This window comes from Anatilimnocola aggregata, from assembly GCF_007747655.1.
GTDB lineage: Bacteria > Planctomycetota > Planctomycetia > Pirellulales > Pirellulaceae > Anatilimnocola > Anatilimnocola aggregata.
Window position 1 is genome coordinate 8,071,810 of the sequence record NZ_CP036274.1, and the last position, 20,917, is coordinate 8,092,726.

A 20,917-nucleotide genomic window follows, 5' to 3' on the forward strand; every position below is an offset into this window, starting at 1 on the left:
GGGCCAATCGAACAAGAATTAGAAATCGGGGAGAACTTCACCGCCATCGCGCGTGGTCAGAGGAGTTGAGAGTCGCGCTGAGTCTTCCGTGCGCAGCAATTTCACGTGGCCATCGACAAACCCGAGCATGGTTCCGTTGTGATGGTTTCCCTGCGGAATCGGTCCCGAGGTGGCGTCCCAATCAACTGGCTCGGCCCACGAAGAGGGACCCGAACTCGTTTCGACAACACAAATCGTGTTGGCCGTGCCATCGATGACGGCAGGCATCGAAAGGCATTCTTTGCCGTTGAACACGCAGCGCGGGCCGGTGACGAAGACATAGTCGGTGCGCGCCGGATTCGTACTCGGACTCGACGGATTTTGAAATGGCTTGATTCCCGTTTGCGAAATCGCAATGTTCTCCGGGCTATCCCAGGCCTTGTCTTTATCGAATTGATCGTACAGCGCTCGTTGCTCCATGAAGGGGAGGAGGCAAACGCGACCGCTGTAAAGCGGCTTGCCCGCCTTATCGACCACCACCGCCGGCGGAAAAGTATTGTAGGTGTCGTGATAGTTCTGCAATGCGAGCACATACATTTTGATGTTATTCCCTGACTGCACCCGCCGCGCAGCTTCGCGCGAGGCTTGCACTGCGGGCAACAACAGGGCGATCATAATTCCCGAGCAGGCAACCAGGACGACTAGAGCCCCAACCAGCAGAACGGCCAGGATGGCACCGGTTATTCCTTTACGCTGCGGTGGTGGCGACGACTGAAAGCCACTGCTGCCAGGAATGGTTACCGGCTTGCCGCAACTGCCACAGGGGCCAGACTGCCCGGCAAATTGGTCGGCGACGACGGTTTGCCGGCCGCAATGAGGACAAGAGAATTGAATCGACATTCAACTGCGCCTGGAGAGGATGAGTTTCCCAATGACGGAAATAGTATTACCGAGCCATAAGGATTTCGCTATCCGCAGGAGTTTATTCGCAGCGAGTTAGATCAAATTGGCGATCAAAATGGAATCACTTCGCCGCCGTTGCGTGTGGCGGCGGCGCGAATGATTTGTTGTGCGGCCGCGTGATCCATGGGTCGCACGCTGCCGTCGGCATACAGGATGAGACGAACGCGCTCGTGATTGCTCGGCGGGAGTGTGCCGGAGTCGACATCCCACTCGCCGGGCGCGGCCCAACTCGCGGGGCCCTGAGAAGTTTCGATCGCGATCACCGTATTGCTCGTGCCATCGGTGATGTCCGCAAACCGAACCGTGCTATTCCCCTCCAAGATTGTGTTCTTGCCCGTGACAAATACATAGTCGCTACGAAATGGTCCGCCGGTCGTTCGTGCTGGATCGAGAAAGGTATCGATCATGGTTTGCGAGACGGCGAGATTCTCCGCACTGTCCCAGGCCTTCGCTTTGTCGAAGCGGTCGTACAAGTCGCCGCGCTCAATGTAGGGGAGCAGAAGCACACGACCACTATAGAGTGGCTTGCCGTCCTTATCGGTGACGACAGCCGGCGGAAAGGTATTGTGCGTGTCGTAATAGTTGTGTAGCGCCAAGCCAATTTGCTTGAGGTGATTCATCGAATTCACGCGCTGGGCTGCGCTGCGAGCCGAAAATACAGCTGGAACCACGATGGCTGCGAGCAGTCCCCCGCAAGCGAGCATCGCCACCACGACCACTGCCAGAATGATTAGCAGTGGGGAAGTTCCCTTGGAGCCTCCGGTTGGTGGACCGATGGTTCCCGTGCCCGAGTAGGGAACCGTCACCTGCGCTCCACAACTCGCGCAGGGGCCAGTTTGGCCAGCGTATTGGTCGGCAACCACCGTCTGCTTCCCGCAGTGAGGGCAAGCAAATTGAATGGACATGGGAGTCGGCTTCGCTGTTGAAAAGAGGTTCTGACTGTCGTGCGTCCGTCGCCAGGCCAGCCTGCGCCGATTATAGGAAGTGGGGCGTGAACAAAGTAGCCCGACGCAGTTTCGAGGGGAGTCCCATTGGCAGTGCTGCAAGGTTAGTTGCGGCTGGCAATGCGGATGGCGATCAACGCCCCCAGACCAATCACAATCAACACGACGGCCACGATCGCGCCCTGCAACCAGGCCTTGCTAAGTTTGGCCATGCGGATCATTTCCAACTCTTCTTGCTGCCGCTTGAACTCGACGCTGTTCTTGCGCCGGAGGGTGAACTGTGCCTGGCACTGGGGGCAGAGGACGTCCTGGTCGAGCATTTCTGGTGGGGTTTCGAGTTCATGCCCGTTGGGGCAGGGAATATGCAGCAGTTCGGGCCCCTGGGGTGCGAGCGGATTGCCTCCAGCCGCGGGTGCACCGGGGAAGACGATGCCGGGCGGCGAAGGAGCTTCGACGACCGGTTCAGGAATCAGAAAGAGCATGCCGCACGTCGGGCAGTGGCATTGCTGACCAGCCTGGTCAGGGGTTCCCTCCAGCAAATGGCCGTTAGGGCACTCGAACTGAAACGACATTCCAAACTCCTGTTCGCTGCAATCCGCCTGTTCTGGCTGGCCGATCATACCCAGGCGGCAGTCCCTGGCATCATCTGCCGGGGATCGAGTTCTTGAATCTCACTCTCAAGACCGCAATTATAACTCGCACCTTAGCTGCGGGGCTTGTGCGCGGCGCGTAACGGACGCCTTGCAATAAAGGCTTGGTCGAGCGCATCTGATTTTCAGCCATCACAGGGAAGAGTCGCAGCAGACGGCGGCCTCTATTCCCCACGCTTGTCAGTTCTGCAGTTTCGCTCGCAAGTGCTGCCCTGAAAACCCTTTGCAGCCCGGGATATCCCAGCCATGAAGCTTTGTTGCAGCGTGCTTGCCTTGCTCTTGTTTGGTACCAACCTGGCTCAGGCAGCCGAAGTCGATGCCGTGGGAGTGGACTTTTTCGAGAAAAAAATTCGCCCCGTTCTCGTCGCCAACTGCTATCAGTGCCATTCGGCGAGCAGCAAGGAGATCAAAGGGGAACTTCGCGTCGATACCAAGCAGGGGATTCGTAAGGGTGGCGAAACCGGCCCTGCGGTCATCCCCGGCAAACCGGGCGACAGCCTGCTGATTCAAGCTTTGCGACATGAGGACGGGCTGGAAATGCCCCCCAAGCAAAAGCTGTCGGACGACGTGATTGCCGACTTTACGAAGTGGGTCCAGCTTGGCGCACCCGACCCGCGCGAGGCTACCGCGTCGACTGTGGGTAAGAAAATCAACCTCGCCGAAGCAAAGAAGTTCTGGTCGCTGCAGCCTGCGAAGTTGACGCCCCCGGCGGCTGCCCAGAATGCGGCCTGGGCACGCACTCCGATCGATCGCTACGTCATCGCAGGTCTGGAAGCAAACAAACTGGCCCCGGTTGCCGATGCCGACAAGGCGACGCTGATTCGCCGCCTGTATTTCGATCTAATCGGACTGCCACCAACGCCTGAAGAAGTGGACGCCTACGTCCACGATCGGTCACCCAAGGCGACCGAAGCCTTAGTCGATCGCCTGCTTGCCTCGCCACGGTTTGGCGAGCGTTGGGGGCGGCATTGGCTGGACGTGGCCCGCTTTGGAGAGTCGACCGGCAAGGAACGAAATGTCCCTTATCAATATGCCTGGCGTTATCGAAATTATGTGATCGATGCCTTTGCCAGCGATAAGCCGTTCGATCAGTTCATTCGCGAACAGATTGCCGGCGATCTACTTCCTGCAGCGACGAACGAGCAGCAGAACGAACACATCACCGCGACCGGCTTCCTCGCGCTCAGCCCACGCAGTTTGAATGAACGAAATCCCGAACAGTTCGCGATGGATGTGGCCGACGAGCAGATCGACGTCACCACCCGCGCTTTCATGGCGATCTCGGTCGCTTGTGCCCGCTGCCACGATCACAAATTCGACCCGATTCAACAGCAAGACTATTACGCCCTGGCTGGCATCTTCCGTAGCACTCAATCGTTCCCGGGCGTGAAGCGCGGCAATAACAAGACAGGCTACGAAGGAGACTTTGTTTCGCTGGTCAGCACCGCCAAGTCAGCTGGCAGCGAAGCAGACCGCCGCGAACTCGCGCGGCTCGACCGGGAAATTGCCGAGGCTAAGCGCGACCTGGCGAGGGCGAAAGAGGCTCTCGGGGATGTTCCAGCAGTCGCTCCCAACAGGCTGGCTGCCAAGCCGAAAAACAAAAACAAACTCGCCAAGGAAAACAAACGCCAGAAGCCCAATCTGGCCAATCCCTTCCAAAAAGAAGAGCGGCGGTTGAGTGAACTGAGCAACGCCCGCACAGAACTGGAAAAGAAGCTCACCCCGCCCGGCGAAAACGCCATGGGTGTGCGGGAATCGGCCAAGTTGATGGACTGCCACATTAACATTCGGGGCGAAGTCAACGACCTGGGTGACGAAGTCGATCGCGGGCTGGTCCGCGTGCTGATGTATCCCGGTGCTCCTCAAATCGACAAAACACACAGCGGGCGCCTGCAACTCGCAGCATGGATTGCCAACCGCAGCAATCCACTCACTGCCCGCGTGATGGCGAACCGGGTGTGGTTCCACTTGTTCGGTCGCGGCCTGGTCGAGACGATCGATAACTTTGGAGCGCTGGGCGAGACACCTTCGCACCCCGAATTGCTCGACTATTTGGCCGTGCGGTTCATGGATCAGAAGTGGTCGACTAAACAGCTAATTCGCGAGATTGTTCTCAGCCGCACCTATCAACTTTCGAGTGCTCATCAGGCGGCCAATTACAACAGCGATCCGGAGAACAAGTATCTGTGGCGAATGAGCCGTCGCCGCCTCGAAGCCGAAGCGATTCGCGATGCAGTGCTGGCCACCTCGGGCCGCTTGAATTTGGAGCGCCCCGCAGGTTCGCCCGTGATGAAGCTTAGTGGCGAACTGGGCCGCCAGATTAAGGGAGAGGAACTGCTGCAGGAGAACACCTACCGCAGCTGTTATTTGCCGATGGCGCGGGGTTACGTTCCCGAGTTTCTCAACGTCTTCGATATGGCTGATCCCGAACTCGTCACTGGCCAGCGAGACGTGACGACGGTTGCCACCCAGGCGCTCTACCTGATGAACAGCCCGGTCGTGCAAAAGATGTCCGAGGGGGCTGCCGATCGCGTGCTTGGTAACAGCAAACTGACCGACGACAATCAGCGCATCGATTATGCGTTTCGACTAATCGTCGGACATGGTGCTACCAGCGATCAAATGGGCGAGGTGCAGCAATTCCTCAACGACTACGCGGCCACGCAAGCGGTTGGCATGAAACCCGAACAACGTCGCCAGCAAGCGTGGACGGCGCTATGCCACACGTTGTATGCGTCGGCTGAGTTCCGTTACGTGTATTGATCGAAATTAGCAGCAGGCGCAGCCTGCATTAATACTCCCTCTCCTCGTGTACTCACGGGGAGAGGGAACTAAGAACAAGCCAAGTTACGAACCAAATCACGAATCACGTCATTTCACGAAACCAGGTGCCCTATGAACCCTCTCTTCTCTCGTCGTGAGTTGCTCAAGAGCTCTTCCTGCGGCTTCGGCTTGCTCGCGCTCGCGGGACTTTGCGAGCAGCAGTTGAAGGCTTCGCCGGCTGCAAGTGAATCGGCGTCGAGCAATCCCTTGGCACCTCGCTTGCCTCACTTCACCCCCAAAGCCAAGCGCGTGATCTTCATGTTCATGCAAGGCGGGCCCTCGCACGTCGATACGTTCGACTACAAGCCAGGGCTGGAAAAGGACGACGGCAAGTCGCCCGGGCAGGTGCCAGGCAAGGGAAACCGCAAGCTGCTCAAGTCACCTTGGAAGTTCAATCCCAGCGGCAATAGCGGCCTGCCGATTTCGGAACTCTTTCCGCACCTCAGCAAGCATGCCGACGATCTGTGCCTGCTGAACAGCTTGCATTGCGACCTGCCAAATCACCCGCAGGCTGCCGTGCAAATGCACACCGGTAATTTTCAGTTTGTCCGCCCCTCGCTGGGCGCTTGGGTGCTGTATGGCCTGGGGAGCGAGAACCAAGAACTTCCTGGGTTCATCACGATTAATCCCATTGCCCGCATCGGTGGCGCGCAGAACTACGGCAGTTCGTTTTTGCCCGCAGCGTTTCAAGGAACGAAGATCGGCGGCGAAGGAGTGCAACTAGCCAGGGCCAGCGTGCCGAACATTCGCAATGCCGAACTGAGCGGCCCGCAGCAGCGGCAACAACTCGACCTGCTGCAAAAGTTGAATCAAGACCGCTTGAGTGCCGACCAGGTGAATCCGCAACTCGAAGGGGTAATCGAGTCGTACGAACTGGCTTTCCGCATGCAGTCAGCAGTTCCCAAGGTGATGGACTTCGCCGATGAATCTCCCGCCACGCTCGCAGCTTATGGCATCGGCGGTGCGGCCGGTGCGAAAGCAGTCGGCAAGGGTGGCGGCGGAACCGACAACTTTGGCCGTCAGTGCCTCATGGCGCGCCGCTTTGCCGAAGCGGGCGTGCGGTTTATCGAGGTCGGTTTCGGCGGCTGGGACCAACACGCCTCGCTGCGGAATCGGCTCACCGCGAATTGCTCCGGAATCGATCAACCGATTGCGGCCCTGCTCAACGACCTCAAGCAGCGCTCGATGCTCAAGGACACGCTCGTCATCTGGGGCGGCGAATTTGGTCGCACGCCTCATGCGCAGAACGAAGATGGCCGCGACCACAATGCGACCGGCTTCAGCATGTTCATGGCTGGCGGCGGCGTGAAGGGTGGTCTGCGATATGGTGCCACCGACGAGCACGGCATCAAGGCCGTCGAAGATAAGATGCACATTCACGACCTGCACGCGACCGTGCTTCATCTGATGGGGCTCGATCACGAGAAGCTCACGTACCGTTACAGCGGTCGCGACTTCCGCCTGACCGATGTCCACGGCAACATTGCCACGAAGATCATCGCGTAGCTGCCTTGCATGCGGTGCGAACTATCCGCAGCACGTCGAACTATCGATCGAACTTTGCGAATCCCGTGGTTGCAGGCTCAGGGCAGAACTTAGTCGCACCTGCTTGACAACTATTCACTAAGTTGTCACAATTATGGCGACAGGTCTGGCAAGCGGGTGGAAGGAGCGCGCCTGCGCGGCAAGATCGGTTCGCGCCGCTGAGAGGAACTCATCTTGGGTCTTGGCTGGTAAATTCACCAACGGCGACGAGAGTCGCGGTGGAGTTTATCAACAAAGAGGATGAATTCAGGATTCGAAGATTGGGCGCAATTCGTTGTCACCAAACGACTTGATTGTGCTGCACGCAAAAGGGGGGTGTTGATAAACCTCGCTGCACAGTCGGGCAGGGAGATTACAGCGCGGAGGCGAAGGAGCGGGCCGTGAGGGACTCGCCAGAGGGGGCGGTGGCGACAGGACTGTCGTTCCAGCCGAAGCGACGGGAGAAGCGGCGACTCCGATGCTGGGCATACCAGCGGCGGCGGGCAGCGTTCACACTATGTCGTCGTTTTCGTTTACCGTCTGGCATCGGACCGCCCTCACGCCTTGGTTGAGTTCGGCAGCTAGCGTATTAGCTGCAGAAGCCCGCGAACTCGACCTTGGTGAACTCTTCGGCTTCTACTGTTTGTAAGCGTTAGTCGCGGTGAAAAGTTTCAAAAGGGGTGGGTTATAGCGACTCGGCGACCGAGCCAGAAAATCGAGAGCACAATGAGGGCGTGCCAAGAAACCAAAGCGACCGTGTAAATAAGCATCCGTATAACCATCCCCTGCGAGAATCTTCGACCATGACGATTCCCTATAGAGCAGTCGGAGTGCCAACCACGAGCCCGGGCAGGGGGAATGTGCGTAAGGTGTTGGACGCACAGCAAGATAGGAGAATTCCTGCGCTTGGCCGCAGTTTTGGACTGCTCCTAAAGTGTATTCGTTTTGATTGTACGAACTTCAAAGTGATACAACGGAGCCGCTGCTAGCGGAGGAAAAGCAATCGTTGTGAGCGGCAAGACGACGTTGACCCAAATTGCCTAAACCGATACGCTGCCTCCCCTTGATGCTTTCATCGGAGCGTGCGAAAGGACTTGCCCGCCATGCCACGTCTGACCGTTCTCATTCCCTGTAAGGACGAAATCCGCCACATCCGGGCCTGCATCGAATCGGTTCGGCCAATTGCCGACGAAATTCTGATTGCCGACTCGGGATCGACGGACGGCACACTCGAGGCCGTGCGCGAAATGGGTGATTGCCGGGTGATTGAGCGCGAGTATGTGAACTCGGCCAATTTCAAGAACTGGGCCATTCCCCAGGCCAAGCACGAATGGGTGATGGTCGTCGATGCCGACGAACGCGTGACGCCCGAGCTAGCGGCGGAAATTCGGGAAGTCTTGCAAGCTGAACCGAGCGTCGATGGTTACTGGCTCCGCCGGGACTTCTATTTTTTAGGTCACCCGATTCGTCACGGGGGCTGGGAAACCGCGACCCTGGTGCGTTTGTTTCGGCGCGACTGCCAGTATCAACCACGGCGCGTGCATGCCGATGTGGTCGTGCCGAGCGGGAAAGTGGCACCTTTGAAGGGTCGACTCGAACACTTCACGGCCATCGACCTGGCACATTTCATCGAACGGCAGCATCGCTATAGCACCTGGTCGGCGCTCGACAGTTTCGAGAAAGGCAAGCGAGCTGGCATTCTGAAAATGCTCACGCATGCTCCCCTGCGATTCTTTCAACTGTACTTTCTACGGGGTGTGTTTCTCGATGGTGGCGCCGGCATGCTCATTTGCGGCTTGCAGGCCTACTACACCTTTTTGAAGGACATCAAGCTCTGGGCACTCGCCAACGACCGCTCCGAGGAGTGTCAGCAATTGGCCCCGCGGCAACCGCGGGGAGCCGATGCACCCGGGAAGAGTCCGCAACTGCTGCGGGCCTCGGCATAAGCGGCACCATCGCCACGGTCGCTATCGCCACCGAGCAGTTTTGCAGTTAGCTCGATTTTTATGATTGCCGCGACGTGCGCAATCACGAAGACATTTCCAGCGATACCGCACTGGGGAGTACTGTGTCGCTGAGGTGGTGACTGCCGCTGGCCAAGACGCTGGGCAAGTGGCGAGTCGCCGAGGTGTTGACCGTCCGCAGCAGGACGGCGCAAAGGATTGCTATTGCTTTGGCTCGCGGCTTTGTATCCCGCTGGCCCATCGGATGGAGCGCTCACCCTTAGCGATTCGAGGCGACATCCTGCTGCGGACTCTTTCTTTCTGCCGCCAGTTCCCACTGCAAGAAACGGCCGATCACAAATTGCCCTTCAGCCTCGCAGGATCATTTCCCGGCTGGATCCTGCGAGTCACTCATCTGGACGACGAAAAACGCGAGATATTGCGGCACCCACAGGATGAGTGCCGCGGGTAGAATCCAGGCCGCGACCGGCCCATCGAACGATTCGCGCCACTCGCCTGCACTCCACAGGCCAATAGCAAACAGCCCGAGCATCAAGGCGTGAGCAATGGTGCGCCGCAGGGCCTCCGATCGGAGCGGCAAGCATTCGCTGGCCAAATGGGCAAACCAAGGTCCCACCGCAAACAGCAGCAGCCCATAAGTTGCCAGCGCTCGTAGTCCTGCCTGGCGATAAACGCCCAAGGCAAGGCTCAGGAGCACGGTGACCACCATCAGACTTTGCAGCGAGAATTGCAGCAGTGGTCGCGGGGGCTGAGGAGGTTGCTTCGGCATCGGTTCATTCTAACGGCGAACGAGGGGCAGGGAGTCAGAGTTCAGGGGGTCAGTAGCAGCAGATCGTCCAACGCGGTACCTTGAACTCGTTGTTTTTGGCTTCCCCCTAGTTCCAGCCCCCGACTCCCTGCCCATGCCCGCGACTGTAAAACACTTGGAAGTTGATGAAGAATCGCCCTATGTCGGCGACCGGGCTGATCGAGCGGTGCAGACGCTGTGCGGGCTGTCGCGGTCGCAGGTGAACGGACTGTTCGACCATCAGTGCGTGAAGGTGAATGGCCTGATGTGCGACGATGCATCCCGCCGCTTGATGGCTGGAGATCGAATCGAACTGACCTACCATGCTGGCCAGCGCTATCACCCGATGAACAAGCCCCGGAAGAATCTGGGCTTTGAGATCGTTTTTGAAGACCGGCATTTGATTATTGTCAACAAGCCGGCTCAACTCCTCACGGTGCCAACGAAGAAGGGGGAGACGAATACGCTGCTCGACAAGGTGAGCAACTATGCTCGCCACGTCGGCCACGTGCGGGCGGCCTTCAATGCCCATCGCTTGGACCGCGGCGTATCCGGACTGCTGGCGTTCGGCAAGAGTATGGAGATCTCGCAGGCCATTCGCGATCAGTTTGCCCTGCACAAGCCCGAGCGCGAGTACGTGGCCATTGTTGCCGGCCACATGAAACCGCAAGCCGGCACGATGAAGAGCCTGCTGGCCACCGACCGCGACTTGAATCGCTTTTCGACCGATGACGAAGAAGTGGGGCAGCTGGCGATTACGCACTTTAAAGTTGCCGAGCATTTGCACGATACGACCGTGATGTCGATTTGGCTGGAGACCGGCCGGCGCAATCAGATTCGCGTCCATTTTGCCGAACAAGGGCACCCGGTCCTCGGCGACCCGCGCTATGAGCCGGAAACAGCTGCCCACAGGCATTGGGCAAATACGCGGATCGCCCTGCACGCACGCAAGCTGGGGTTCGAACATCCCGAAACGGGCGAGATGCTGAAGTTTGAAGTGCCGCTGCCCGAAGAAATGATTCGGTTCATCAATGGGCAGAAGGCAGTGCTAAAGCGGAAGTAGGCTTCTTGTAGCGTAGGCAAAAGCCCAGGCTACAACACCTGCGCGGCGGCAAAGTGCCGTTCGATCGTCTCGTAGCGGAAGTCGAAAATCCGCTTTAGTAAGCGCTGCACCGTCAGCCGATGCGTGAGCGTGCCGAGCGGACCGAAAGGCAACTGGTAGCGAACCGTGTCCTTCATCAATGTGCCAGCGGGGGTTTCGCTGAACTCGTGCGTGTGATGCCACCGCTTGTACGGCCCGCGCAATTGCCGATCGACAAATCGCTCGCAAGGCTCGTATTCTTCAATGCGAGTGCGCCACCAAATGGGCAGGCCATATAGCCGCAGACGATATTCGATCAACGCTCCCGTCCGCATTTCCAAAGGAAGTTGCGTGAGGATACGAAAATGGAGCCACGGCGGCGTAATCATTTGCAGATTGCCGGCATCGGCAAAGAAGGCAAAGACTTCGTCGCGCGAGCGGGGAATCAGTTGCGCGCGTTCGAGCACGTAGGTGGATGACATGAGGAGGGACTTGGCTAGCGACAACAGAAAATCACTACGGCATAGTACCGCTGCGGCAAGCTCGGATTAACTGCGAGCGCGGTACGAGGCTGCCTAGTAAAGTCGCTGATAGGCTCCGTCGAGCAAGACTTGAAGCTTGGCCGCGTCGAACTCCGGCATTTGAGCCTGGTCGGCAAACATCTCGGCCGCGCAGGGCAAGCTGCTTAGGTCGGGCCTTTCGTGGTTCTCCCACAACTTCGACCGCAACAGAGCTTTGGCACATTGCAGGTAGCATTCTTCCACTTCCACCGCGATGGCCAGGTGGGGCAGTTGGCCACCGGCGATCAGCGGGGCTAAATGGTCTTCATCGCGGATGATGGCTGCCCGGCCGTTGATCCGCAGCGTTTCGCCCATTCCCGGCACGAGGAAGAGCAGGCCAATCCGACGTGTCTCAAGCAGATTGCGAAAAGTATCGACGCGGCGATTGCCGCGGCGATCAGGAATGAGCAGCGAATGCTCGTCCAGCACGTGGACGAAGCCCGGCGCGTCACCGCGTGGCGATGCATCGCAGCGACCATCGGCCCCATGCGTGCTGATGACAACGAACGGCGAATTGGCAATGAACCGCCGCATATGATCGTCGAGTTGTTTCAACTCCTTGCGCAGCGCCAACTCGCCCGGCGTGCCGATCACCTCGACCAATTCATCGACGGAAGTAACCTGTTGCTTGAACTGAGTCAGGGACATGGCGTTGTCTCTCCAGGAGATTGGGAGCAGTTAGTGTAAGTCCCGCAGGCAACTCTTGGCCACGCCTGAGTGCTACATAGCAGCCCGCGCCGGACTCATTTAGAATGAAGCCTGTGTAGATTGCCAATTCGCAAATTCGATTCGCCCTGTGGGTTTCGCCAAACATGATCAATACTGCGTGGTTCAGTCGTCGCCTGATTGCGGCGAAGTTTAATCGTTCTCTGCTGGCGGTTGCCCTTGCTAGTGTCAGCCTCACAATCGCTGCTTCAGCTGCCGAAAAGGCCAATGTGGCCGCGGAATCGCAGGCCCGGCTGAAAGAGACGGTCGGCTACCTGTCGTCCGACGAACTGGAAGGGCGTGGCGTAGGTACCGAAGGACTGAATAAGGCAGCCGACTACCTGGCCGCGGAGTTTCGCAAACTCGGGCTGAAGACCGACCTGTTCGACGGCACTCCCTTTCAAAAGTTTGAAGTAACCGTCACCACCGAGATGGGCCCAGCCAAGCAGAACTTCCTCTCGCTGGTTGGTCCGCTTGCACCGGGGGCGAAGGAGCCGGAGAAGGTCGTGTTCAAGTTGGGCGAAGACTTCAATCCGCTGGCCGCGGGCGGCACGGGCGCGTTCGATGCAGACCTTGTTTTCGCCGGCTATGGAATCACGTCAGCCAAGGATCCCGAATACGACGATTACAAAGATCTGAAGGTCGAAGGGAAAGTCGTTGTCCTCCTTCGCAAGGAACCGCAGCAGCAAGATCCGAAGAGCAAGTTCAACGGCGACAAGCCTTCGCCCCACGCGATCTTCATGCGCAAGATTGGGAATGCGTACGAACATGGGGCGGCAGCTGTCATCTTTATCAATGACGGCTTGGAGTTGAAAACCGCGCGCGAAGTGGCGCAAAAGGTGTGGACCGATGCGGTCGCCAAGTTGGCCGAAGAGCGGACCAAGTTCGGCGAAATCAAAGAGCCGACAGCCGATCAACAAGAAGCCTATACCGCCAGCATCAAGAAACTGGCCGAGCGGATCGTCGAATTGAGCAACGATTTGGCCAATCCCGATCAAGTCCTGACGTTCACAGGTGCTGGCGACGAAATCCAGCAGCGGAAAATGCCGGTGCTGTTCGCCAAGCGATCTCTCATCGAACCCATCGTTAAATCAGTTACTGGCAAGTCGCTGGCCGAAATCGAAGCTGGCATCGATGCGGACCTGAAGCCGCAAAGTGCCGTGCTGACCGGCTGGAAGGCGATCGGCGAAGCCAACGTCGTACAGAAGAAAACGGAAGTGAAGAACGTTATTGCTGTGCTCGAAGGGGAAGGGCCCCATGCCGACGAGACCATCGTCATTGGAGCGCATTACGACCACTTGGGCCTCGGAGGTGCTGGCTCGCTCGCGCCGTGGACGAAGGAAATTCATAACGGGGCAGACGACAATGCTTCCGGCACTGCCCTGCTGTTGGAAGTGGCTCATCAACTGGCAACTTCGGGCAAGAAACCACAGCGGCGAATTGTGTTCATGGCCTTCACGGGTGAAGAGCGAGGCTTGCTCGGCAGTGCGCATTACACCCGTCAGCCACGTTTTCCACTCGATAAGACGGTGGCCATGTTCAACCTTGATATGGTTGGTCGCCTGACCGACGACAAGCTCATTGTCTATGGCACCGGCACAGCGAAGGAGTTCGATCCGCTCGTGGAGTCGCTGGCCAAGAAGTACGACTTCAAGTTGACGAAGAAACCAGAAGGCTATGGTCCCAGCGATCACAGTTCGTTTTATGCTAAGAAAATTCCGGTGCTGCACCTCTTTACTGGCACGCACAGCGACTATCACCGCCCGAGCGACGACTCGCCCAAGTTGAACATCGAAGGCATGCAACGGATTGCCGCGATGCTGGTCGATGTTGTCAACGACACCGACGCGCTCTCCACGCGGCCCGAGTACATCGAAATCAAAGGGATGGCGATGATCGGCGGGGCTGGCGATTCGGACCGGCCGTACTTCGGCAGCATTCCCGACTTTGCCAACAACGAAGAAGGAGTGCTCCTCTCGGGTGTGGCGCCGGGTGGACCGGCGGAAAAAGGTGGCCTGAAGGGTGGCGATCTGATCATCAAGATCGGCGACAGCAAGATCGGCAGCCTCGAAGACATGCAGTCCGCCCTGGTCAAGCACAAGATTGGCGAGAAGGTCAAAGTAATCGTCAAACGCGACGGCAAAGAGCAGACGTTCGACGTAACGCTGACGAAGCGCGGTCGATAGTCGGGTTTTGCACTTTGTCCTCCCCCGTAGCTCGGTCACTCCGCGACCGAGAACGCGAGTCATGGAATGACTCGTCTACGTTGCTCAGTCACTCCGTGACTGAGTCTGATGTAAAGAGAGACTGAAATGGCGCTGCCTCGCGTACTTGAGCCCGAAGTGATGGATACCGATGCCGAGGCTTCATCGTACAACTCGATGGATCACTCAGCAGTGAACAGGCTGTTCGTCGCTGACTTGCTGGCAGTGCTCGCCACTCAACCTGCTCCCAAATCGCGCAGCCGACTCGTGCCCGACGATGATGACGCAGCCACACTCGATGTTCTTGATCTGGGGACCGGCACGGCGCTGATTGTGGTTGAACTTTGCGACCAGCTTGCTGAGTGCCGCGTGATGGCCGCCGATGCTGCCGCAGCGATGCTGAACCTGGCGCACTACAACCTGGAAGTGGCCGGGCACATGCACCGCGTACAACTCGACCAGATCGATGCCAAGCAGTTGCACTATGTGAATGGCCAGTTCGGCATTGTCATGTCGAACAGCCTGATCCATCACATTCCGGAACCGATTATCGCCCTGCGCGAAGCCGTGCGCGTCACACTGCCCGGCGGGCTCCTCTTCTTCCGCGACTTGCTTCGTCCCGAATCGACCGCGCAGCTGGCTGAACTCGTGCAAACCTATGCCGGCAACGAAACAGAGTTCTCTCGCAAAATGTTCACTGAATCTCTGCACGCCGCTCTCTCGCTCAGCGAGATTCGAGAACTGATTGCCTCACTCGGCTTTCCCGCCGAAAGTGTGCAACAGACCAGCGACCGACATTGGACGTGGACGGGCTGGAGAAATGCAGAATGAAGAATGTAGAACGCAAAAGTTGATGCAATCGCTGCCTTGCCCGGTTTCGTTCTGCGTGCTCACTTCTGCGCTCGAATCGTATTGGCTAGCGCTGGACTCTCACCGCTCAGCATGTTGTAATTGCAGCGTTGCGTGTGCCCACCCTTTCACTCTCCCGCCGAGGATCAGAGTCGATGAGTAAATCGTTATTATCGCGTCGTACGGTGTTGAAGGCCGCTGCGGCCAGTTCGGTGTTTCCGCTGTTTACCATCGCCGGGACCAAGGCGAGCGGCAAAGTGATCGGCGCGAACGATACGATTCGGATCGGCGTCGCGGGGATCAAAGGGCGCGGCGGTTCGCACATCGATGGTTTTGCCGGGCAGAAGAATGTCGAAGTCGCCTGCCTGATCGATCCCGATTCGTCGTTGTTCGAATCGCGTACGAAGCACGTCAACTCCAAGGGTGGCAACACCCCCAAGTGCGTGCAGGACATTCGCAAGGCGCTGGAAGACAAAACGCTCGACGCCATTTCGGTCGCCACGACCAATCACTGGCATTCGCTGATCACGATCTGGGCTTGCCAGGCCGGCAAGGATGTCTACGTCGAAAAGCCGATCAGCCATAACGTGTGGGAAGGTCGCAAGTGCGTCGAAGCGGCCAAGAAGTACAACCGCGTGGTGCAACACGGCACGCAGCGCCGCAGTAGCAGCGGCGAAGCCAAAACCATGGCCGCCATTCACAGCGGCGACTACGGCAAGCTGCTGGTGAGCAAAGGCTATTGCTGCAAGAGTCGCTGGAGCATCGGTACCAAGGCCGTCGAAACGCCGCCGTCGTCGCTCGACTTCGACATCTGGAATGGTCCCGCGCCAAAGCTTGACTTCCATCGCAACCTTGTCCATTACAATTGGCACTGGTTCTGGGAAACCGGCAACGGCGACATCGGCAACCAGGGCGTTCACGAAATGGACGTCGCCCGCTGGGCCATCAAAGACGGCACGCTGCCGACCAAAGTCTGGACGATGGGTGGCCGCTTTTTGCCCGACGGCAAGGACCAAGGCGAAACTCCCAATCAACAACTTTCGGTGATGGAGTTCGGCGATACGCTGTTAGTCTTCGAGACCCGCGGCCTCACCGGCAATAAGTCGCACCCCGACTGGCCGACGCAGGTGACGAACGAGTTCTACATGACCGATGGCGTCATCAAGGGTGGCAAGTTCTACGCGAAGGGGAGCGACAAGGGGGAATCACTCAAAGGTGGCGACGATGCCACCGTCGCGCCCGGCGGTCCGTTCGGCAGCTTCACTGCGGCCATGCGGTCGCGCAATCCCAAGGACAACAACGCCGACGCGGAGACCGCGCACTACTCGGCGGCGCTCTGCCACCTGGCGAACATTTCCTATCGCCTGGGCAAGCAGGTGCCTTACAGCAAGACCGCCCCGAAGGAAGCTGGCGATAACAAGATCGTCCACGAGTCGTTCGCCAAGATTCGCGAGAACTGCGCCGGTGTCGGCGTCAAGCTCGACAATGCCGAGTACACCCTTGGCCGCACGCTGACCTTCGATCCGGCCAAGGAGCAATTCGTCGGCGACGATGCCGCGAACCTGCTCCTCACGCGGCCCTATCGGGCACCGTATGTGGTGCCGGAAAAGGTGTAGGGGACAACGAGCATTCGCTTCCGCCCCCGCCCCTGCGGCGGGGGTTAAACGGCTTTTGCACAAGTGGCAGACCTAACCAACGAACACCGACTTCAACAGTCGGCAGAAGCGCACACGCCAATGAACCACCGCCGCAGGGGCGGTGGCGTAACGAACTATTTCGTGGCCAGTGGTGCGCCGCCCATTCGGGGTTCGAGCACGCCGAGCGACCAGAGAACGCCATTCTGCAATAGCTTGCGGAAGGCTGGACTCTCGAAGTCTTCAGCATGGCCCAGCGAGGTGTAAAACACGCGGGCTTTCTTCTCGCCTGCCAGATTGGTCCAAGCGACGGGTTCGATGGGCGTATTCGGAATGGTTCCCATTAGTAGCGGAGTGGTGCTCGCCGCAAGAGGTGCGGCTTTGTAAAGCGAGCCGTTGCCGGCGAAGCCTTCGAGATTCACGCCCCGCAAGATCATGTGAGAACTGCTGCCATCTGCGAGTGAGATGGTTGTCTTTGGTCCCGCTCCGTGATGGCCCGTGTAGTGCCCGCCGAATACCGCTGGATCAAAATCTTGCCAAAAACTCAAGCCTTGCTTTTCGAGAGCATCTGCGTCCTTGGTGTTCCGCAGCGCCCAGGCATGACTGGCGGTGCGAATGCCAACCAGCGGTTTACCGGCGGCAACGTGTTCGCGCAAGGCATCAAGCTGTTCCTTGGGGGGCGTGCGACGGCGAACGCTCACGAGCACGACGTCGGCACTCTTCACGGCAGCTGCCATTCCAGGAAACTGGTTCTTGTCTTTCGGATCGGAGTGAACGATGGTCACGTTCAACCCAAGTGGCTTGAGGTCGGTCTCGGCAAAGGAGGGGAGCGTGACTTCGGTTTTGTACTCGTCGTCGCCAATCAGCATGACTACGTTCTTGCGCTGATCGGAATAGCGGAACGGTTCGCCCCCGACAAAGTCGACACTGGTGATTGTTGGGCAGACGAACTTTTCAATGTGCTCGACGATTAACTGCGTACCCGCATGATGGCTGACGAACGGTGCCTTGGCCGGGTTGTACATCGTGTCGGTCAGATCCCGCATGAGCACCACGTTCTTACCATTCTTGGCCATTTGCCGCAGGCCGAAGGGGCGACCAAGGACGCACATGTTCGTATGCACGCCCATCAGAATGACGTTCTTCACGCCGCGCGCTTCTAGCAGATTCCAAATCTCGACGCCGCTGTCGCTGATGACGTCTTGCTTCCCATCGATGGTGAGAAGATCGATCTGGCTCTTCCAAGGCGACTTGGGATTGCGTCCCCTGGCGGCTAATTGCTCGGCCCAGCGGCGATGTTCATCCAGGTCGTCGTCTTCGCCCCCATCGGTCTGATCGATGGGGTACTTACCGCCGTCTTCTTCGGGAATATGCCGGCACCAGGCCGCGATATCCTTGGGCAAGTTGGCAGCTGTCGGCAGGCCTTGGGCCCGCAGACGCGCGGGGTGTTCTTTATAGGCTTCCATGCAACTACTGGGGGCGTGAATGATGAGCACGCCCTTGCTGCGGGCATTTTTCAGCACCTGTTCCATCCGCGGAGCCAGTTCCAATTCGCGCCGCACCGCGTTCAAGCAATGATGGGCGTCCCACATATCGCAAACGATGATCGCCGTTTGCGCGGGCTGCCATTTCTCTGTGGTTTGCTTGAGCGACCACTGATCGCCGTCCGCTTTGGTGCGCGACTGCTTGTTCACCGTGATTTCAGCCGCGGAGAGCGCGCCAGCCAGGGCCCAAACAAGAAACGCGAAACTGCGAAGCACTGGCAACGACATAGCCGCCTCCCGGAGAAGTGATTGGCCTACAACTGCCGCTAAGATACTACAGTTCCCAGACGGCTGCTTTGCCGTGGCCGCACGCGAACAGCTTGTCGGCCGTTTCGCTCAGCGTGATCGAGTGAACGTGCATGGGCACTTTTTCGCTGCGGGCGACCTTTTTGGCCTCTAGGTCATAAATCTGGACAAACCCACCATTATCGCCGCCGGCACCGATCAACCACTTGCCATCCGGGCCGAAGGCAAAACTCTCGACTAGCCCCTTGGCATCGCCGAGAAACTCGTGCACTTTCTCGGCTTTCTCCCAGGCAAACAGTTCGACGCGCGACGGACCATCAAGGTGGTCGATGTTGCCGATGTGCCCAATCCCGCCGACCACAATCTGGGTTCCGTCTGGCGAGAACGCAAGCGAACGAATCCCGCCGATCGAGTGAATCCGCTGCTTGGCGTCCCAGGTGTAGAAGCCCGGAGCATCGAGCGATTGAACTTTGCTCCCCGTCGAAGCATCCCAAATGCAAATGTGCCCGACGCGGTCAGCTGTTGCCAGGTGTTGGCCGGTTGGCGAGAAAGCGACGGTATAGAGCATCGACGGGAAATGATTCGGAGTGCGAGCCTCGTGCCCGTGGAGTTCGTGCACCTGCTTGCCTGTTTCGATTTCGAACACGCGGCAGACCATATCGTCGGCAACGCTGGCCACGCGTTTGGCATCGGGTGAGAGGGCGAGCTTGCGAATCCAACGCGAATGGGCTTCGAGGGTGCGCTTGATTTCGCCTGAAGTGATGTCGCGCCAAATCAGCTTGCCGTCGTAACTGCCACTGACGAGCGTTTCGCCCGCGAGGGCCAGCCCGGTGACGTAGCTTTGATGCCCTTCCCACGATTTGAATTCAGGCTTCTCGGCCAGCAGATCGAGATCGTAAATCTTGCCGTCGGAAGCGCCGAGAAACAGCCGGCCAGTATCTTTCACACGTGCCAGCGAGAGCAGGATTTCAGGGCGACCCTGGTCTTTTAGCAGCTTGAATTTTTCGGGAGTGGCCATCGCATGTTCCTTGTTAGCCCGACGCGTTAGCGAGGGAGAATCTCGTGCCGATGTGATTTTGCAGTTCACCCTCGCTAACGCGTCGGGCTACTTGAAGACAAAGCCAGGCACTAGGCAAGTACTTCTGTTACTGGCTTGGTCCCTGGATCGGTAAGTGGCAGCGGGCGAGCGCCGACGTGGTAGTCTTTGCGATGATCGATGCCGACAGCACGGTAGATCGTGGCGAACAACTCGGCCGCGCCGATCTTGCCGTCTTTTACGGTGCGGCCATCTTCGTCGCTCGCTCCATACACGGTGCCGGGCTTGATGCCGCAGCCCGAAAGGGACGAGCTCCAAGCGCTGGCGAAGTGATCGCGGCCGAGACTTGAATTGATTTGCGGCGTGCGGCCGAATTCGCTGAGCGTCACGACGAGCGTATTCTCGAGCAACCCGCGTTCGCTCAGATCGTCAAGCAGCGCGCTCATCACGTGGTCGAGTTCGCTAACGAGCTCCAAGTGCGTTTCGAAATTTTGCCCGTGGCTGTCCCACCAGGCGCGAGAGATTTTGACAAAGGGGACGCCCGCTTCGACCAGTCGCCGCGCGACGAGGCATTGCTCGCCGAACAACGTGGGGCCGTACTTATCGCGAACGGACTGCGATTCCTTCGAGATGTCGAACAGGGTTTCGCTGGCCATCAGGCCACGCACGCGCGAGTACGATTCGTTATGGCTGGCCAGCGACGCCGACTGCCGTCCGTCGGCAAAACGCTCGCTAAGCAGCTTGCGCAGTTCGCCCCGCTGCTGATGATCGAGATCGCTGATCTCGGCGAGCCGACTGAGATTTGGCGGCACGTTCCCTTGCGTGAGGAACATCGCGTTGTAGCGAGCCCCGAGAAAGCCCGATTGGCTGATCGCATTGCCGCGACCTTCGGTGGCCGTATAAAAGCTGACGTAGTCGGGAACCTGGCTATCGATGCGTCCCAGTTCGCGGGCGAGGACCGCGCCGAGATCGGGATACTTGACCGTTGGCTCATCACGGCGACCGAGATGCATTAGCCGTGCGCCGCCGCCGTGATCGGCGTTCTTGGTATCGAGCGAACGAATGATCGACGTGTACTTCGACAAGCGCGAAGCCATCTTTGGCATCAGCTCGCTGATCTGTACTCCGGGGACCGAAGTGTTGATGGCCCGGTAAGGACCACCCGTCGGTCGGCCGGGCTTGGGATCGAACGTTTCGAGCTGACTCGCACCACCGGCGAGCCAAAGGAGGATCACCCGTTTGCCCTGCTGCTTCAACTCGCCGGCCAGAAGCGGATTCTGCAGCACGTCGAGCGACGTCATATCGGCAGCAACGGCCGCGGTTGCTGCAGTAGCAGCTGATGCCCCGAGAAAATTGCGACGGGAAAGGCTGAGGTCGGTCATGATGGAATCCTAAGTAATCAAATCCTGCGTTTTCGCGGGTCG

17 protein-coding genes are annotated in these 20,917 nt (G+C 58.5%); 7 read left to right on the forward strand and 10 right to left on the reverse strand.

Annotation, left to right across the window (positions count from 1 at the left end):
- Positions 1-18 precede the first annotated feature (18 nt).
- The 3 genes from ETAA8_RS30755 to ETAA8_RS30765 all read right to left on the reverse strand — a co-directional run bounded on the left by ETAA8_RS30755 (position 19) and on the right by ETAA8_RS30765 (position 2,458).
- On the reverse strand, positions 19-879 hold the full coding sequence (locus ETAA8_RS30755) for a DUF1559 family PulG-like putative transporter (protein ID WP_145098128.1): 861 nt from the start codon (positions 877-879) through the stop codon (positions 19-21).
- Positions 880-992: 113 nt separating this feature from the next.
- A complete protein-coding gene (locus ETAA8_RS30760) occupies positions 993-1,847 on the reverse strand; it encodes a DUF1559 family PulG-like putative transporter (protein WP_145098131.1) in 855 nt (284 codons plus the stop codon).
- 143 nt (positions 1,848-1,990) lie between these two features.
- Positions 1,991-2,458, reverse strand: a complete 468-nt coding sequence (locus ETAA8_RS30765; RefSeq protein ID WP_145098134.1) for a hypothetical protein — start codon at positions 2,456-2,458, stop codon at positions 1,991-1,993.
- Between the two features lie 324 nt (positions 2,459-2,782).
- Here ETAA8_RS30765 and ETAA8_RS30770 point away from each other — a divergent pair, with 324 nt between their 5' ends.
- Together ETAA8_RS30770 and ETAA8_RS30775 are read left to right on the forward strand one after the other, a co-directional pair.
- Entirely contained in the window at positions 2,783-5,299 is a 2,517-nt protein-coding gene (locus ETAA8_RS30770; RefSeq protein WP_145098137.1) for a PSD1 and planctomycete cytochrome C domain-containing protein, read from the forward strand.
- 132 nt (positions 5,300-5,431) lie between these two features.
- A complete protein-coding gene (locus ETAA8_RS30775; protein WP_145098141.1) occupies positions 5,432-6,865 on the forward strand; it encodes a DUF1501 domain-containing protein in 1,434 nt (477 codons plus the stop codon).
- A 391-nt stretch (positions 6,866-7,256) separates the two neighbouring features.
- Here ETAA8_RS30775 and ETAA8_RS35050 read toward each other — a convergent pair whose 3' ends face one another.
- Positions 7,257-7,430 carry a hypothetical protein gene (locus tag ETAA8_RS35050; RefSeq protein ID WP_202921367.1) on the reverse strand — a complete coding sequence of 58 codons (174 nt, stop codon included), beginning with the start codon at positions 7,428-7,430 and terminating at the stop codon, positions 7,257-7,259.
- A gap of 556 nt (positions 7,431-7,986) precedes the next feature.
- Here ETAA8_RS35050 and ETAA8_RS30780 point away from each other — a divergent pair.
- Entirely contained in the window at positions 7,987-8,829 is an 843-nt protein-coding gene (locus ETAA8_RS30780; protein ID WP_145098144.1) for a glycosyltransferase family 2 protein, read from the forward strand.
- A gap of 379 nt (positions 8,830-9,208) precedes the next feature.
- Here the strand turns inward: ETAA8_RS30780 and ETAA8_RS30785 are convergent, their stop codons facing one another.
- Entirely contained in the window at positions 9,209-9,616 is a 408-nt protein-coding gene (locus ETAA8_RS30785; RefSeq protein WP_145098147.1) for a hypothetical protein, read from the reverse strand.
- A 133-nt stretch (positions 9,617-9,749) separates the two neighbouring features.
- On the opposite strand from ETAA8_RS30785, the gene ETAA8_RS30790 reads away from it, so the two are divergent.
- Positions 9,750-10,697, forward strand: coding sequence for an RluA family pseudouridine synthase (locus ETAA8_RS30790; RefSeq protein ID WP_145098150.1), 948 nt, complete (start codon positions 9,750-9,752; stop codon positions 10,695-10,697).
- Between the two features lie 29 nt (positions 10,698-10,726).
- Here the strand turns inward: ETAA8_RS30790 and ETAA8_RS30795 are convergent, their stop codons facing one another.
- Both ETAA8_RS30795 and ETAA8_RS30800 read right to left on the reverse strand, forming a co-directional pair.
- Positions 10,727-11,197, reverse strand: a complete 471-nt coding sequence (locus ETAA8_RS30795; RefSeq protein ID WP_145098153.1) for an SRPBCC family protein — start codon at positions 11,195-11,197, stop codon at positions 10,727-10,729.
- A gap of 93 nt (positions 11,198-11,290) precedes the next feature.
- A complete protein-coding gene (locus tag ETAA8_RS30800; protein ID WP_145098156.1) occupies positions 11,291-11,923 on the reverse strand; it encodes a pyridoxamine 5'-phosphate oxidase family protein in 633 nt (210 codons plus the stop codon).
- A gap of 164 nt (positions 11,924-12,087) precedes the next feature.
- Between ETAA8_RS30800 and ETAA8_RS30805 the strand changes: the two genes are divergently transcribed.
- The 3 genes from ETAA8_RS30805 to ETAA8_RS30815 all read left to right on the forward strand — a co-directional run bounded on the left by ETAA8_RS30805 (position 12,088) and on the right by ETAA8_RS30815 (position 16,649).
- Positions 12,088-14,166: a M20/M25/M40 family metallo-hydrolase gene (locus ETAA8_RS30805; protein ID WP_145098159.1), complete on the forward strand. Its 2,079-nt coding sequence runs from the start codon at positions 12,088-12,090 to the stop codon at positions 14,164-14,166.
- A 126-nt stretch (positions 14,167-14,292) separates the two neighbouring features.
- On the forward strand, positions 14,293-15,015 hold the full coding sequence (locus tag ETAA8_RS30810; RefSeq protein ID WP_145098162.1) for a class I SAM-dependent methyltransferase: 723 nt from the start codon (positions 14,293-14,295) through the stop codon (positions 15,013-15,015).
- 173 nt (positions 15,016-15,188) lie between these two features.
- Positions 15,189-16,649 carry a Gfo/Idh/MocA family protein gene (locus tag ETAA8_RS30815; protein ID WP_145098166.1) on the forward strand — a complete coding sequence of 487 codons (1,461 nt, stop codon included), beginning with the start codon at positions 15,189-15,191 and terminating at the stop codon, positions 16,647-16,649.
- Between the two features lie 155 nt (positions 16,650-16,804).
- On the opposite strand, the gene ETAA8_RS30820 is transcribed toward ETAA8_RS30815, so the two are convergent.
- The 3 genes from ETAA8_RS30820 to ETAA8_RS30830 form a co-directional block, all read right to left on the reverse strand.
- On the reverse strand, positions 16,805-18,439 hold the full coding sequence (locus tag ETAA8_RS30820) for a ThuA domain-containing protein (protein WP_145098169.1): 1,635 nt from the start codon (positions 18,437-18,439) through the stop codon (positions 16,805-16,807).
- Positions 18,440-18,485: 46 nt separating this feature from the next.
- Entirely contained in the window at positions 18,486-19,475 is a 990-nt protein-coding gene (locus ETAA8_RS30825; protein WP_145098172.1) for a WD40 repeat domain-containing protein, read from the reverse strand.
- A gap of 110 nt (positions 19,476-19,585) precedes the next feature.
- Complete coding sequence (locus ETAA8_RS30830; RefSeq protein WP_145098175.1) at positions 19,586-20,875, reverse strand: DUF1501 domain-containing protein; 1,290 nt, start codon at positions 20,873-20,875, stop codon at positions 19,586-19,588.
- Positions 20,876-20,917 lie beyond the last annotated feature (42 nt).

Bases quoted from the DNA above. Each gene is read 5' to 3' on its own strand.
- ETAA8_RS30800 (WP_145098156.1), bottom strand. From the start codon at position 11,923: ATGTCCCTGACTCAGTTCAAGCAACAGGTTACTTCCGTCGATGAATTG.
- ETAA8_RS30830 (WP_145098175.1), bottom strand. From the start codon at position 20,875: ATGACCGACCTCAGCCTTTCCCGTCGCAATTTTCTCGGGGCATCAGCT.
- ETAA8_RS35050 (WP_202921367.1), bottom strand. From the start codon at position 7,430: ATGCCAGACGGTAAACGAAAACGACGACATAGTGTGAACGCTGCCCGC.
- ETAA8_RS30825 (WP_145098172.1), bottom strand. From the start codon at position 19,475: ATGGCCACTCCCGAAAAATTCAAGCTGCTAAAAGACCAGGGTCGCCCT.
- ETAA8_RS30765 (WP_145098134.1), bottom strand. From the start codon at position 2,458: ATGTCGTTTCAGTTCGAGTGCCCTAACGGCCATTTGCTGGAGGGAACC.
- ETAA8_RS30790 (WP_145098150.1), top strand. From the start codon at position 9,750: ATGCCCGCGACTGTAAAACACTTGGAAGTTGATGAAGAATCGCCCTAT.
- ETAA8_RS30770 (WP_145098137.1), top strand. From the start codon at position 2,783: ATGAAGCTTTGTTGCAGCGTGCTTGCCTTGCTCTTGTTTGGTACCAAC.
- ETAA8_RS30815 (WP_145098166.1), top strand. From the start codon at position 15,189: ATGAGTAAATCGTTATTATCGCGTCGTACGGTGTTGAAGGCCGCTGCG.
- ETAA8_RS30805 (WP_145098159.1), top strand. From the start codon at position 12,088: ATGATCAATACTGCGTGGTTCAGTCGTCGCCTGATTGCGGCGAAGTTT.
- ETAA8_RS30780 (WP_145098144.1), top strand. From the start codon at position 7,987: ATGCCACGTCTGACCGTTCTCATTCCCTGTAAGGACGAAATCCGCCAC.
- ETAA8_RS30755 (WP_145098128.1), bottom strand. From the start codon at position 879: ATGTCGATTCAATTCTCTTGTCCTCATTGCGGCCGGCAAACCGTCGTC.
- ETAA8_RS30795 (WP_145098153.1), bottom strand. From the start codon at position 11,197: ATGTCATCCACCTACGTGCTCGAACGCGCGCAACTGATTCCCCGCTCG.
- ETAA8_RS30775 (WP_145098141.1), top strand. From the start codon at position 5,432: ATGAACCCTCTCTTCTCTCGTCGTGAGTTGCTCAAGAGCTCTTCCTGC.
- ETAA8_RS30820 (WP_145098169.1), bottom strand. From the start codon at position 18,439: ATGTCGTTGCCAGTGCTTCGCAGTTTCGCGTTTCTTGTTTGGGCCCTG.
- ETAA8_RS30785 (WP_145098147.1), bottom strand. From the start codon at position 9,616: ATGCCGAAGCAACCTCCTCAGCCCCCGCGACCACTGCTGCAATTCTCG.
- ETAA8_RS30760 (WP_145098131.1), bottom strand. From the start codon at position 1,847: ATGTCCATTCAATTTGCTTGCCCTCACTGCGGGAAGCAGACGGTGGTT.
- ETAA8_RS30810 (WP_145098162.1), top strand. From the start codon at position 14,293: ATGGCGCTGCCTCGCGTACTTGAGCCCGAAGTGATGGATACCGATGCC.